The organism is Jeotgalicoccus coquinae (genome assembly GCF_014207425.1).
GTDB lineage: Bacteria > Bacillota > Bacilli > Staphylococcales > Salinicoccaceae > Jeotgalicoccus > Jeotgalicoccus coquinae.
Genome location: NZ_JACHFF010000001.1, coordinates 1,039,334 through 1,054,278, shown reverse-complemented (window position 1 = coordinate 1,054,278; position 14,945 = coordinate 1,039,334). Strand labels below are relative to the sequence as shown.

14 protein-coding genes are annotated in these 14,945 nt (G+C 44.4%); 13 read left to right on the top strand and 1 reads right to left on the bottom strand.

Annotation, left to right across the window (positions count from 1 at the left end):
• Positions 1–3 precede the first annotated feature (3 nt).
• From dnaI to HNR41_RS05145, 7 genes are all read left to right on the top strand, one after another.
• Positions 4–924: a primosomal protein DnaI gene (dnaI, locus tag HNR41_RS05175; protein WP_184282386.1), complete on the top strand. Its 921-nt coding sequence runs from the start codon at positions 4–6 to the stop codon at positions 922–924.
• Between the two features lie 318 nt (positions 925–1,242).
• A complete protein-coding gene (gene thrS / locus HNR41_RS05170; RefSeq protein WP_184282384.1) occupies positions 1,243–3,174 on the top strand; it encodes a threonine--tRNA ligase in 1,932 nt (643 codons plus the stop codon).
• 203 nt (positions 3,175–3,377) lie between these two features.
• The gene (gene infC / locus HNR41_RS05165; protein ID WP_184282382.1) at positions 3,378–3,908 is read left to right on the top strand and encodes a translation initiation factor IF-3; all 531 of its coding nucleotides are present in this window, start codon (positions 3,378–3,380) and stop codon (positions 3,906–3,908) included.
• A 22-nt stretch (positions 3,909–3,930) separates the two neighbouring features.
• Positions 3,931–4,134 carry a 50S ribosomal protein L35 gene (rpmI, locus tag HNR41_RS05160; RefSeq protein ID WP_135098050.1) on the top strand — a complete coding sequence of 68 codons (204 nt, stop codon included), beginning with the start codon at positions 3,931–3,933 and terminating at the stop codon, positions 4,132–4,134.
• A 20-nt stretch (positions 4,135–4,154) separates the two neighbouring features.
• The gene (rplT, locus tag HNR41_RS05155) at positions 4,155–4,514 is read left to right on the top strand and encodes a 50S ribosomal protein L20 (RefSeq protein WP_035809172.1); all 360 of its coding nucleotides are present in this window, start codon (positions 4,155–4,157) and stop codon (positions 4,512–4,514) included.
• Between the two features lie 179 nt (positions 4,515–4,693).
• Positions 4,694–5,089: a nuclease-related domain-containing protein gene (locus HNR41_RS05150; RefSeq protein ID WP_184282380.1), complete on the top strand. Its 396-nt coding sequence runs from the start codon at positions 4,694–4,696 to the stop codon at positions 5,087–5,089.
• 119 nt (positions 5,090–5,208) lie between these two features.
• Complete coding sequence (locus HNR41_RS05145; protein ID WP_184282378.1) at positions 5,209–5,670, top strand: hypothetical protein; 462 nt, start codon at positions 5,209–5,211, stop codon at positions 5,668–5,670.
• 6 nt (positions 5,671–5,676) lie between these two features.
• Here HNR41_RS05145 and HNR41_RS05140 read toward each other — a convergent pair whose 3' ends face one another.
• The gene (locus HNR41_RS05140) at positions 5,677–6,024 is read right to left on the bottom strand and encodes a hypothetical protein (RefSeq protein WP_184282376.1); all 348 of its coding nucleotides are present in this window, start codon (positions 6,022–6,024) and stop codon (positions 5,677–5,679) included.
• Positions 6,025–6,114: 90 nt separating this feature from the next.
• On the opposite strand from HNR41_RS05140, the gene HNR41_RS05135 reads away from it, so the two are divergent.
• From HNR41_RS05135 to pheT, 6 genes are all read left to right on the top strand, one after another.
• Positions 6,115–6,897, top strand: coding sequence for a YhfC family intramembrane metalloprotease (locus HNR41_RS05135; protein WP_184282374.1), 783 nt, complete (start codon positions 6,115–6,117; stop codon positions 6,895–6,897).
• A 255-nt stretch (positions 6,898–7,152) separates the two neighbouring features.
• Positions 7,153–8,706 (top strand): alanine/glycine:cation symporter family protein, encoded by a 1,554-nt coding sequence (locus HNR41_RS05130; protein WP_184282372.1) that lies wholly within the window; start codon positions 7,153–7,155, stop codon positions 8,704–8,706.
• 116 nt (positions 8,707–8,822) lie between these two features.
• Entirely contained in the window at positions 8,823–9,899 is a 1,077-nt protein-coding gene (locus HNR41_RS05125) for a M42 family metallopeptidase (protein ID WP_184282370.1), read from the top strand.
• The gene (locus HNR41_RS05120; protein WP_184282368.1) at positions 9,893–10,636 is read left to right on the top strand and encodes a TrmH family RNA methyltransferase; all 744 of its coding nucleotides are present in this window, start codon (positions 9,893–9,895) and stop codon (positions 10,634–10,636) included. Before HNR41_RS05125 ends, HNR41_RS05120 begins: the two co-directional genes overlap by 7 nt.
• Before the next feature lie 304 nt (positions 10,637–10,940).
• Positions 10,941–11,993: a phenylalanine--tRNA ligase subunit alpha gene (pheS, locus tag HNR41_RS05115; RefSeq protein WP_184282366.1), complete on the top strand. Its 1,053-nt coding sequence runs from the start codon at positions 10,941–10,943 to the stop codon at positions 11,991–11,993.
• Positions 11,993–14,395, top strand: coding sequence for a phenylalanine--tRNA ligase subunit beta (gene pheT, locus HNR41_RS05110; RefSeq protein WP_184282363.1), 2,403 nt, complete (start codon positions 11,993–11,995; stop codon positions 14,393–14,395). Before pheS ends, pheT begins: the two co-directional genes overlap by 1 nt.
• Positions 14,396–14,945 lie beyond the last annotated feature (550 nt).

The following is a 14,945-nucleotide window of genomic DNA, read 5'->3' as shown; positions in this document are numbered from 1 at the left end:
GCGATGGAACCGATAAGCAGTTTCGTTAAAAATAACGAACGAATCAGAGAAAACAACGAACGTATTTATAACGAGATTATCAGTCATCCGAAGATGAAGGCGTTTATGGATGCGCATGAAGGTGAAGTTACCCGCTCCATGATTCAAAACGATCTGATGATTTTAAAACATTATATTAACCAGCCGGCGGAATGTGAAGCAGCCGGTGAGGGCAAGTGTCTGAGCCATCCGGACGGTTTCATTATTAATCTTGAAATCCGCCAGGGCCGTTTCAACATGATTTATTCGAAATGTCCGATCAAAGCGAAGCACGAAGAGTTCGTAAAACGCGAAAGTCTGATTCAGAGTTTCCACATTCCGCGGGATGTGCGTGAAGCGACATTCGATACGATATTCCTGAACGATGACCGGAGAGACATTTTAAAAAATGCGATTCAGAAAGCCGGTAAAATTGCGCGCGGTGAAGATCACCGCGGACTGTATATTCACGGTGAATTCGGTATCGGTAAATCGTACATTTTAGGATGTATCGCAAACGAGCTGAAAGAGAAATCCATTTCTTCGATGATGATTTACGTACCTGAAATACTGCGTGATTTAAAATCCGGATTTAACGACGGCACGACGAACGAGCGCTACGATGCAATCCGGAGCGCAGAAGTGCTGATTCTCGATGATCTCGGTGCTGAAGACGTGACTGCGTGGAGCAGGGACGAAGTGATTACGAGTATTTTAAACTACCGCATGGTCGAACAGCTGCCGACGTTTATCAGTTCAAACTTTGCAATTAACGAACTGAAAGGCCGCTACAGCTACACGAAAACAAACGGCAAGGAAGAAACGAAAGCGCTCCGCATGATTGAAAGAATCCGTGCGCTGTGCGAGGAAGTTGAGCTTTCCGGCGACAATTTAAGAAACTCATAGCTTGATTTTAAGGAATTGCTGGTGTACTATATAGCTATATTTCATTAATAATCCAATGGACAATACAATTTCTAAAAGTTTATTTAAGAGAGTGCATGATTTGCTGGAACATGCATATAAACCGCGGATTGTTACTACCTGATGACGGATGCTTTCCTAATCGAAAGCCGGATGGACCGATATCTCCAACTTGAGACACGGAACATTTCTGTGTAAATCAGGGTGGTACCGCGGTAAAGTCGCCCCTATTTTAATTAATAGGGACGGCTTTTTTTATTTAATTGTTATTGAAAATTGGAAACTGAGAGGATGTTCAGCATGGTTGAAAAAATCGAAGTAAGATTCCCGGACGGGAACGTAAAAGAATTTGATTTCGGTGTGACTCCGGAAGAAATCGCAGGCTCTATCAGCCCGGGACTTAAAAAAGCATCACTGGCTGCCAAAGTGGACGGGGAATATTACGACCTGACACGCCCGCTTGAAACTGACAGCGAAGTTGAACTGATTACAAACAAAAGTGAAGAGGCCATCGAAATTCTGCGCCACTCGACTGCACACTTAATGGCCCAGGCGTTAAAACGTCTATACGGCAACGTGCACTTCGGTGTCGGCCCGGTTATCGAAGAAGGGTTCTACTACGACTTTGATATGGACGAGAGCATCTCTTCTGAAGATTTCCCTAAAATAGAAAAAGAAATGAAACGCATTGTCGATGAAAACATCGAGATCGAAAGACGCGTTCTTTCACGCAACGAAGCTAAAGAATTATTCACAGATGATCCGTACAAACAGGAATTAATCGAGGCGATTCCGGCTGACGAGCAGGTGACTGTGTACTCGCAGGGCGAGTTTACCGATCTCTGCCGCGGCGTGCACGTGCCGAGAACGTCCAAGATTAAAGTATTTAAATTGTTGTCAACAGCAGGTGCTTACTGGCGCGGAAACTCTGACAACAAAATGCTGCAGCGTATTTACGGTACTGCATTCTTCGATAAAAAAGAGCTTGCAGCCTACATGCAGCTGCTGGAAGAACGCCGCGAACGTGACCACCGCAAGATCGGTAAAGAGATGAAACTCTTTGAAAATAACCAGCTGATCGGTGCAGGTCTGCCGTTATGGCTGCCGAACGGTGCGACAATCCGCCGCGAAATCGAACGTTATATAGTAGATAAAGAAATTTCGCTTGGATACAATCACGTGTATACACCGATTATGGCAAACGCTGAGCTGTACAAAACAAGCGGACACTGGGAACACTACCAGGACGACATGTTCCCGCCGATGGAAATCGGTAACGAAGAATTAGTTCTTCGTCCGATGAACTGCCCGCACCACATGATGATTTACAAAAACGAACGCCACTCATACCGTGAGCTGCCGATCCGTATCGCGGAACTCGGTACGATGCACCGTTACGAAGCGAGCGGTGCCGTGAGCGGCCTGCAGCGTGTACGCGGCATGGTATTAAACGATGCACACGTATTCGTCCGCCCGGATCAGATTAAAGAGGAGTTTATCCGCGTAGTGGAACTCATTCAGGAAGTGTACAAAGACTTCGGTCTTGAAGACTACTCATTCCGTTTAAGCTACCGCGATCCGGAAGATAAAGAAAAATACTTCGATGACGATGAAATGTGGCAGCGCGCTGAAAGCATGCTTAAAGAAGCCGTTGATGAAATGGGCCTTGAGTATGTTGAAGAAGAGGGCGAAGCAGCATTCTACGGGCCGAAACTTGACGTCCAGGTTAAAACGGCGCTCGGCAAAGAGGAGACTTTATCGACTGTACAACTGGACTTCCTGCTGCCTGAACGCTTTGACTTAACTTATATCGGAAAAGACGGCGAAGAGCACCGTCCGGTCGTAATTCACCGCGGCGTTGTATCTACAATGGAACGTTTCGTTGCATTCCTGACTGAAGAATACAAAGGGAACTTCCCGTTATGGCTTGCACCAAACCAGGTGGAAATCATTCCGGTAAACCTTGACCTGCACTACGATTACGCTCGTGAAATTCACGACGAAATGAAGAGCCAGGGCATCCGCGTTCATATTGATGACCGCAACGAGAAGATGGGTTACAAGATCCGTGAAGCCCAGATGAAGAAAATCAAGTATCAGGTCGTTGTCGGCGATAAAGAAAAAGACGAGTCGCTCGTTAACGTCCGCAAGTACGGTGAAGAGAAACAGGAAAGCTTTGACAAAGAAGACTTCCTGTATCAGCTGATCGATGAAATAAGATTGAAGAAATAAGTTTGACAAAAGATATTTAGTGCTGTATAGTATTAAGAGTTGAAAGAAACGGACAAGTTGAGGCTCCCGCTTCACACCCGCGAACGCTTTTAGTTGTGACCGGGTAAATTGGGAAATGCTGGCTCAGTAACTATTGAGCCGGCAACTTCTAAGGCGGGTGCAGTAATGCTCCCGCCTTTTTTGTTCGTTAAATATTTTTGGAGGTGCTAAACATAGCTAAAGATCAAACATTGATCAATAATCGTATTCGCGCAAAAGAAGTTCGTTTAATCGGAGAAGATGGTTCACAGCTAGGTATTAAAGCAACGAGAGATGCAATTGAGATGGCAGAAAATGCCAACTTGGATGTAGTGCTTGTTGCACCGAACGCTAAGCCGCCTGTTGCACGTATTATGGATTACGGTAAGTTTAAGTACGAGCAGCAGAAGAAAGATAAAGAAGCTCGTAAGAAACAAAAGGTTATCAGCCTTAAAGAAATTCGTTTGTCACCGACAATCGAAGAGCATGACTTTAACACTAAGTTAGGTCACGCTAAAAAATTCCTGTCTAAAGAAGACAAGGTAAAAGTATCAATTCGCTTTAAAGGCCGTGCAATTACGCACAAAGAAATCGGACGTAAGGTACTTGAGCGTTTCGCTGAAGCCCTTAAAGAAGATGGCCAGATTGAACAGCGACCGAAGATGGAAGGACGTTCCATGTTCCTTGTTGTTGCACCATTTGCAGAGAAAAAATAAAAATTAATCGGAGGACTTTATCATGCCAAAAATGAAGACGCATAAAGGTTATGCTAAACGAGTTAAAAAAACTGGTACAGGCAAATTCAAACGCTCACAAGCGTTCACTAGCCACTTATTCGCTAACAAAACTACTAAACAGAAACGCCAATTAAGAGGATCAGCTTTAGTTGCTAAATCAGATGCAAGAAGATTAGTTCACTTATTAGCTAAATCTGCTAAATAATATAAAAGGAGGAGTTAGAAATGGCTCGCGTAAAAAATGGATTAACATCTCGTAAGAGACGTAAAAAAGTATTAAAACAGGCAAAAGGTTATTTTGGTGCCAAGAGCACTTTATATAGAACAGCTAAACAAGCTGTAATGAAATCAGGTCAGTACGCATACCGTGACCGTAAACAGAAGAAACGTGAATTCCGTAAATTATGGATCTCACGTATTAACGCTGCTGCACGTCAGCACGACATCAGCTACAGCCGTCTGATGAACGGACTTAAAGTTGCAGGAATCGATATCAACAGAAAAATGCTTTCTGAAATTGCTATCGCTGACGACGCTGCTTTCGGTCAAATCGTAGACCAGGCTAAAAAAGCTTTAGACAAATAAGTTATTTTGAAGGGCACCCATAAAGTTGGGTGCTCTTTTTTTGTTTTTACGCTTCGGAAATTTATTCCAGTTATTTTCGTTTTGTTAAGTATATAAAATAACTTGTACAATAAAAAAATAAAACGGCGATTTTCCCTATATATAGGTAAAGAGGTATTTTATTCAGGGAGATGAAAACCATGATTCTGAGTGAAAGATTTATTGGCGGCGAATTAGCATATTATCGTGCGTTGGGATTTAGAACAAAACTCAGCAGTTCAGACGCGAGAAGTCTGGCTGTACAGGAAAAAGGATTTAGCGGTGAATGCGAATACGATCGGGTATTCGACGAAGCTGGCCACGGTTCGGTGCTCGTATTCCGCGATATTTACCTGCGGATTGACGGGAGGACTGCACAGTACGATTGTTTGATCGTCAGCGATGACGGGATCATCGTCAATGAAATTAAAAACTACTCCGGTCTTTACCGGTACGAAGGAGGAAAATGGTTTATAGGACAATCCGAAGTTTCTGAAGACGCGCTGTCCCAATTGCGCCGGGCGATTGGCGGCTGGTCAAGATGCGCTACGATGTGAGGGGCGCGTTCGATATCTCCGGGAAAATCATATTCCCGAATATCGAGTTCCGACTGCAAAGCGCAGACGACGAACTGTGGAACAACATAATCATGCGGGCCGGCCTCCGGAATTACCTCATGCAATTCAAGAATATGTATGCCGGCCGCGACGCTGAAAATATCGCTGATGTAATCCGCCGGCATATCATCCCGAATCCGTTTCTCGATAAAAGTGCTGATTTTGATACGGTGCGTAAAGGCCTGTATTGCGGCGGGTGCGGCAGATTTGATTTGGAGAACCGCAAGTACCATCTTGTCTGCGAATCGTGCGGTTCCAAAGAAACAAAAGAAACGCATATCATCCGGGCGATTAGTGATTATAAAGCATTGTTTTTAAATGAGAAGCTTACGAAACGAAGATTTCAGGAGTTTATCGATTACCAGGTCAGCCGGAAAACAGTATTCCTGCTTCTGAATAAATATTGCAATCGGCATATGAACGGATCTGGAAGTTATTACACATTTAAATATAGAAGCTTTGAAGATGCTTATAATCAAAGCGAACGTTTATGGAGGTATAAGGACTATCCAGCTGAGTAATTGCAGTTAATAGATAAAGAATTTTTCTACAATGACCCGATAATTAGCTTTCCGGGTCATTGTGACTTCCACAAGTATCCGGTATGCAACCTCCCGGGTCATTGTGGCATCCACAAGTATCCGGCACGTAAACTCCCGGGTCATTGTGGCATCCACAAGTATCCGGCACGTAAACTCCCGGGTCACTGTGAGTTCCACAAGTATCCGGTACGCATCCTCCCAGGTCACTGTGAGTTCCACAAGTATCCGGCAGGCATCCTCCCGGGTCATTGTGACTTCCACAAGTATCCGGCAAAGCTCCTCCTGGGTCGCTGTGCAGACGACAACGACCCGGGAACGGAATCCCCGGGTCATTGTGGAACACACCAATCACAAAACCCGATAAACACCATTGCTCCTCCCCAAAATTACCGATACAATATTAACAAAAGGGGCGTGTAAACTATGACTCCACAGTCGGAAATTATAATTATGGCAGTAACGGGCATACTGGCGGTGCTGCTGCCGTTTATTTTTATGTTAATACTGAGCAGAAAGTTTAAAATCAGATGGATACCGCTGATTCTGGGTATCGCGGTCTTTATTTTGTTCGCATTAATACTGGAACAGCTGATGCATCTTTTCGTGCTCAAACCGCAGCCGGACGGATCAATCGCACTGATCAGCAGCGCACCGTGGCTGTACGTGCTGTACGGGGTTTTCGCAGCGGGGATATTTGAAGAAACCGGCCGCCTGCTCGCATTCCTGATTACAAAACGTCATTACAAAGATATCGACAGTGCCGTTTCGTACGGCATCGGACACGGCGGCATTGAGGCTGCGGCAATTGTCGGGCTCGGCATGCTGAACGGTATCATATTCGCAATTCTCATCAACTCGGGAGCGGAGGCACTCGATGCTATCCCGGTTCCGAAAGAGGAACTTATCGCCAGCCAGCCGTGGTATATGTACACAGTTGCAATCGGTGAAAGAATTCTCGCGATGAGTCTGCATATTTCACTGTCGGTTATCGTTTTTGCATCGGTAATGATGAAAGGGAAGTGGTGGCTGTTCCCGGCAGCGATTATTCTTCATGCACTGGCAAACACAACGGCGGCGATGATGCAGGCGGGTCTCTTAACGAATATCTATTTAATGTATTCGGGATTAATTGTCATGACAATCGTCACAGTTGCTATAGCTGTCCGTCTTGTTAAAGAGTACAGAAAAACTGTTTATTCACTGTAGGGTATATTCACCCGAAAGTGCACTAAATCACACACTCATATAAATATACAGATAATTCAGCCTTATCCAGTTAATGGATAAGGTTTTTAATTAAGCTTTATCCTTTATGCACCAACGGTTATAGAGTTTAATGCTGATATATCAACGTTGTAAGCGGTAACATATTTTTAAAAAAGGATAGACAAGGTCAGAAAAATAGACTATATTTGAGTGGTAATTTCTTATTATATAAAGAAAACAAAGGGGAATCATTTAATGGAGACAGTTGTAACGTTTTTTAACGACATCGTCTGGAGTGCGGCACTCGTCATACTTCTCGTTGTCACAGGGTTGTACTTCTCAATTCGCATGAGATTGTTTCAGGTGCGATACATAGTCGACATGGTCCGTTTAATGTTTAAAGGCGGAAAATCGCAAGAAGGAATTTCCAGTTTCCAGGCCATTGCCGTTTCACTGGCAGGACGTGTCGGAACAGGTAACATCGTCGGGGTGTCTACCGCAATCTTTATCGGGGGCCCGGGTGCAGTATTCTGGATGTGGCTGATCGCCTTCCTTGGTGCAGGTAGTGCATTTGTAGAGTCAACGCTGGCGCAGATTTACAAACAGAAAGAAGACGGGCAGTACCGCGGGGGACCGGCGTACTACATCGAAAAGGGGATCGGTGGAACGTTTGGTAAATATTACGCATTACTGTTTGCAGTCGTCACAGTACTTGCTTGCGGACTTTTACTTCCGGGTATCCAGGCTAACTCAATTTCGGGAGCGGCAACTAACGCATTCCCGGCACTTGAAGGCTGGATGATTGGTGCATTCGTAGTCGTAATTCTTGCAGTAGTTATTTTCGGCGGTATCCGTTCAATCGCAAACGTTGCGACAGCGGTAGTTCCATTTATGGCAATTGCATACATCATCGTTGCAGTTATTATCGTTATTATGAACATTTCAGAAGTACCGGCTTTAATCGGCTTAATCTTCAGAAGTGCATTCGGTCTTGAACAGCAGTTCGCAGGTACAGTGGGTGCGATGATTATGATCGGTGTAAAACGCGGACTTTATTCAAACGAAGCAGGTCAGGGGACAGGTGCTCATGCAGCTGGTGCTGCCGAAGTATCTCACCCGGCTAAACAGGGTCTGGTTCAAGCGTTCTCAGTATACATCGATACATTATTCGTATGTACAGCAACAGCACTGATGATTTTAATGACAGGTATGTATAATGTCTCTGATGGCGACGGCGGACTCATTATAGATAATGGCGTTTACCAGGTAAACGCTGACGGCGAGAAAGATGTTTCCGGAACGGTAACATTTACTCAGGCCGGTATTGATAATGCATTCCACGGAATGGATAACTTCCAGGAAGGCTTTATCGGATTCGGTTCATACTTTATCGCATTCGCGCTTCTGTTCTTCTGTTATACGACTATGCTCGCGTATTACTATATAGCAGAGACGAACCTTGTCTACATGCTGAAGGGACGACTGCCGTGGATGAAGATAGTACTTGGGCTTGCCCTGATCGCTTCTGCATACTACGGTACAGTTTCAACAGCTGACCTCGCATGGCAGATGGGTGACCTCGGTGTTGGTCTGATGGCGTGGATTAACGTTATCGCAATACTTATCCTGCAAAAACCGGCGCTCAAAGCATTCCGGGATTACGAACGTCAGTACAAGCTTCAAAAACAGGGCAAAGTGGACGAAATTGTCTATACACCTGAGCGTGAAGAGTTTAAAGATCATAACTTCTGGGTGGATGAATATCCAAGAAGAGATGAAGAAGGCTATTCGTATCCCGATAGAAACTAATTATTATAAAGCACTCTCTTAATAGAGGGTGCTTTCTTTCGCAGTATTATTATTTCGAAAGCTGAAATACTTTGTGGTAAAATAAATTTAACATCAATTTTAAAGGGGATATTTAAATGGATAAACAGCTTGAAATGCTTAAAGACTTAACAGATGTAAACGGGATCGCAGGATTTGAAAGTGAAGTAAAACATAAGATGAAAAACTACCTCGAACCGGTCAGCGATGAAATTATAGAAGATAACCTCGGCGGCGTGTATGGTAAAAAGAATGCAGCCAGCGGCAGCAAAACAATTCTTGTTGCAGGCCATCTGGATGAAATCGGCTTTATGGTTACTGAAATTGACGATAACGGCTTCCTTAAATTTACGCCGGTCGGCGGCTGGTGGAATCAGGTGATGCTGTCACAGCGCATGCATATCACAACTGGCGACGGTAAAGTTATTACAGGTGTAATCGGTTCAAAACCGCCGCACGTACTGTCTCCTGAAGAGCGCAAGAAGCCGGTTGAAATTAAAGATATGTTTATCGATATCGGTGTGGCATCTAAAGAAGAAGTCCTTGAAGCGGGCATTATGCTCGGCGACATGGTCACACCGGCATCTGAATTTGAAGAGATGACGAACAAAAACTACCTGCTCGCAAAAGCATGGGACAACCGTTACGGCGTGGCATTATCGATCGACGTAATGAAGAATCTTGAAAAAGAAAACATCGATATTAACTTTGTCGGCGGTGCGACAGTACAGGAAGAAGTGGGGCTCCGCGGTGCGAAAGTCGGCGCCAACAAAGTAAAACCTGATCTCGCGATTGCAGTTGATGTTGGCCTTGCAATGGATACACCGGGAATGAAATCGTCAAACGGTACAGGTGATCTTGGTAAAGGACCGCTTGTATTATTAATGGACGGTTCAATGATCGGGCATGTTCCTTTTAGAAAACACGTGATGGCAGTTGCCAAAGACAAAGATATCCCTGTACAATTACAAGTGATAACGGGCGGAGGTACAGACGCCGGTTCATTCCACGTGGCACATGACGGAATTCCGTCAGTAGTCGTTGGTGTTCCGGTACGCTACATGCATTCAAACGTATCGATTATGCATAAAGAAGACTACAACAATGCGGTTAAACTCGTAACGGAAGTAGTAAAATCATTAAACGACGATAAGGTGGACGAAATCATTTGGTAAAAGAAGTAATTTCTTCAAAAGATAACACGCGCATTAAAAATTACCGTAAACTGCATACGGCAAAAGGACGCAAAAAGTCAGACCAGTTTTTAATCGAAGGTGTTCATTTAGTTGAAGAAGCGGTTAATTATAACCAGCCGGTCGATACGATTATTATCGAAGACGGTTTTCAGCACGATTTAAATATTGATAAATTTAAAGTGTTATACGTGTCACATGATGTTATGAAAACTTTATCAACACTCGACACGCCGCCTGGCATTGCTGCTGTTGTGAACAGGCAGAAACCGGGCAAAGTGGATTACAACAGAGTGCTGCTGCTTGAAGGCATTCAGGATCCCGGCAACCTCGGAACGTTAATCCGTACAGCCGATGCATTCGGTTTTAAGACCGTACTGATTACGCCGAAAAGCGCAGATCCTTATAATCCGAAAGTATTGCGCAGTGCGCAGGGGAGCCATTTCCATCTGAATATCTTACAGCGCGAAGCAGCTGAAGCGGTCGCAGGCTTTAAAGGTATTAAAATTGGTACGTCACTGAACGACGCAGTATACATCGATGACTTCAACAAGCCGGAAGGTGACATCATGCTCGTACTCGGCAACGAAGGTCAGGGGCTGTCAGAAGAAACGCTCAATCTGATGGACATCAATGCGAAGATTAATATGCCCGGTTCAAGCGAAAGTTTAAACGTCGCAATCGCCGGTGCCATCATGATGCATCATTTTAAATCTTGATTTTAAGCGGATTTCAGCTATAATGAATGTAACAATATTATAAATCTGCTTCGGTTGAAGTTAGGAATAAATGATTATCGAGACCAGTCACAGAGAACATTAATATCAGCTGAAAATTAATGTATGGTTTTAATCAGTGTTCACCTGATTGATGAAGTATACGGGACATGCGTCACCATATAGACGCAGTAAGTGTCTGCATATGCAGAAAATTAGGTGGTACCACGGAACTCCGTCCTTTTATTCAGGACGGGGTTTTTTTGTTTTTAAAATATTAAACTTTAAAATATGAGGAGTGACGGGCATGACACAGGTGATGGAAGCAATGCAGCTTGAATTTAACGATAAATTAAGCACAATCGATAACAGTAAAGCACTTAACGATCTGCGTGTTGAATATTTAGGTAAAAAAGGTAAAGTAACGGGATTAATGAAAGAGATGAAAAATCTCTCAAACGAAGAACGTCCGGCTTACGGACAAAAGGTCAATGAACTGCGCAATGCGATTGAGGGCAAAATCAGTGAACTTGAAGCTGACCTGTCTAAAAAAGCACTTGAGGCAAAACTTGCTGCAGAAACAATTGACGTGACTTTACCGGGCCGCACGCTTGAAATCGGCGGTTCAAACCCGATTGACCGTATCGTTGAAGATATCGAGGATTTCTTTATCGGTTTAGGCTATGAAATTAAAGAGGGTTACGAAGTCGAGCAGGATTACTACAACTTCGAGGCGCTGAACTTACCGAAATCACACCCGGCACGCGATATGCAGGACAGCTTCTATATTTCAGAAGATATACTGCTCCGCACGCACACATCCCCGGTTCAGGCGCGTACGCTTGAAGCGCAAAAAGGTGAGGGTCCGGTTAAAATTATCTGTCCCGGTAAAGTGTACCGCCGCGACAGCGATGATGCGACGCATTCACACCAGTTCACACAGATTGAAGGGCTTGTAGTCGATAAAAATATTCACCTCAGCGATTTAAAAGGAACGCTTGAATTATTTGCCAGAGAAATTTTCGGCAGCGAAAGAGAAGTCCGTCTCCGTCCAAGTTACTTCCCGTTCACTGAGCCGAGTGTTGAAGTCGATATTTCATGCTTCAAATGTAAAGGTTCGGGCTGTAACGTGTGTAAACAGACAGGCTGGATTGAAATTCTTGGTGCAGGAATGGTTCACCCGAACGTGCTTGAAATGGCAGGATTCGATTCAAAAGAATACTCCGGATTTGCATTCGGAATGGGACCTGACCGCGTAGCGATGCTGAAATACGGTATCGAAGACATCCGTCATTTATATACGAACGATTTAAGATTTATTGATCAATTTATTTCGACAGAAGATGGAGGCGAACAGTAATGAGAGTATCCAGAGAATGGCTTGAGACTTTTATCGATATTAATGTTCCGACTGACGAACTTGCTGAAAGCATTACGCGCGGGGGAATTGAAGTAGACGACATTATCGACTACACAGCAGATATTAAAAAACTTGTTGTCGGCTATGTGAAGTCGGTTAAACCGCATCCTGAAGCGGACCGTTTAAACTTATGCGAAGTTGATACAGGCGAAGAAACAACGCAGATTGTCTGCGGTGCACCAAACGTTAAAGCGGACAGCTACGTTATCGTTTCGAAAGTCGGCGGCAGACTGCCGGGCGGCATTAAAATCAAACGTGCGAAACTCCGCGGTGAAGTATCTGAAGGAATGATTTGTTCACTTGAAGAAATCGGCGTTAAAGAAGAATATGTACCGGCGGAATACCAGGGCGGAATTTTCATGTTCAATTCAGAGCCTGCACCCGGCACTGAAGCGCTTGAAGCATTGTATTTAGACGACCAGGTGCTTGAGTTCGACTTAACACCAAACCGTAAAGATGCATTATCGATGATCGGTGCAGCATACGAAGCACGCGCATTATTCGGCGGTGAAGTGGAAACACCGGAAACTGCAGTGTCGGAAATCGACGATACTGTAACTGTTGCGATTGAAAACGAAGATGCTGAAGCGGTGCCGTTTTACGCAGCGCGCGAAGTCCGCGGTGTTGAAATTAAACCTGCGCCGTTATGGATGCAGATCCGTTTAATTAAAGCGGGTATCCGTCCGATTAACAACGTCGTTGATATTTCAAACTACGTGTTAATGGAATACGGTCAGCCCCTGCACATGTTCGACCGCGATCAGATCGGTTCGGACCAAATCGTTACACGTACAGCGCGTGAAGATGAGAAGTTCACGACGCTAGACGGTAAAGAACGCACTCTGAATACAGACGATATCGTTGTAACAAACGGCGAAGTACCGATCGCACTTGCAGGTGTGATGGGCGGTCTTGATTCAGAAGTTACAGATAAAACGGTCAACGTTGTAATTGAGTCTGCATTATTCGAACCGGTTAAAATCCGTAAAACAAGCAGCCGTCTGAACATGCGCAGTGAAGCATCACAGCGTTTCGAAAAAGGGGTATCACACGAATTCATTTTACCGGCAGTTAACCGTGCAGCTTATTTACTTGAAAAATATGCAGGCGGGAAAACGCTTAAAGGTATCGCATCAGAAGGCGAACTTAACCTGAAACCGGGTGTTATCCAGACATCGGCGGACTTTATCAATAACCGTCTTGGAACTGAACTGACAGCAGCTGAAATTTTAGGCACGCTGCAGAAACTTGGTTTAGGTGCAGAGGAAAAAGACGGTGCAATCGATGTGATTGTCCCATCCCGCCGCGACGACCTGAAAATTCCCGAAGACATTTCTGAAGAAGTAGCGCGTATTTTCGGTTACGACAACATTCCGTCAACACTGCCCGAATACTCGGTTATTACACCGGGTCGTTTATCGGATGAGCAGGCTGAAGTCCGCGTAATTAAACGCCAGCTGAATGCCCAGGGATTCTCACAGGCGATTAACTACGCATTAACGAGCAAAAAACGCATCGGCGAGTTTTCAACGCTCACTGATTCACTTGCACTGTTAATGCCGATGAGTGAAGACCGCGCTGTGCTTCGCACATCGCTCATTCCGCACCTGGTGGATAATGCGACGTACAACGTGAACCGCCAGCAGAAAAACGTTTCACTATTTGAAATCGGTAAGATTTTCGATACGAACGGACAGGATCAGCTGCCGGACGAAATTGAAATGCTTGCAGGAATCGTTACCGGCGAACAGCACAAGACAGCATGGACAAACACGTCAGTGCCGTCTGACTTCTACACTGTAAAAGGTGTGCTCGAGGCGTTGTTTACGAAACTCGGTTTAGTCGGCCGCGTGACTTACAAACAATCGGCCGCACACGATGAACTTCACCCGGGCCGTACAGCAGAAGTTCTATTAGACGATAAAGTTATTGGATTCGCAGGGGAACTTCACCCGCAGTATGCCGAAGACCATGACCTTGGCCAGACAGCGGTATTCGAAATTAATTTAGCAGAAGTACTGAAAGTTAAAACGGGAAGTATCCTTTACGACTTCCTGCCTAAATACCCGTCAGTATCACGCGATGTTGCGCTTGAAGTAGACAGTAACGTGAACGTGTCTGAGATTATTGGACAAATCCGTGCTGCAGCACCTGAATATTTAGAAGACGTTTATCCGTTTGATATTTATGAAGGCGAGCACATTGCAGACGGCAAGAAATCAGTTGCGCTGCACTTAACATATTTAGACAGAGAAAAAACGCTGACGGACAAAGACATCGAAGCACTTCACACTCCGGTGGAAGACGCATTGAAAACGGCGGGTTATATTTTAAGAGGATAGTTTGAACAGATGATTGATTGAGGCAGGGACGCTTGAGGGCGTCCCTGCTTTTTTTGGTGGTGGGCGATGAGGGTTTTATAACTTTGACTGAAGTATTTTCTATCTGACAAATTTATTTATATGAGCATGATTCATTTCAAAACGATAATCCTGCACATAGTATGTGCAGGATCGGTTAAAAATGAGACAGATGCTTGCAAATTGTTTAATCCGTCTCGTAAAAGGGTTCAAAATGAGACAGATCCTTTAAAAAATATCAATCTGTCTCAAAAAGAGGGCAATTATGGGATAGTTCATTAAAAAAATAATAATCTGTCTCATAATCGCATGAGAAATGAGACAGATCTTTCGATATTGATCAATCTGTCTCATTATCGGTGATAAGTCCCGTAAAAAGAACCGGCTTATCACCAATCCACCAACCCCAGCCACCTGAAACCTCCCATAAACTCAATACTCTCAACATTTTAATTGCTTGTATTCACATTGGGGGATAAGTATAATAAACTATTGAAATAGGTAAATGTGTGAGAAAATTTAATGACATGGG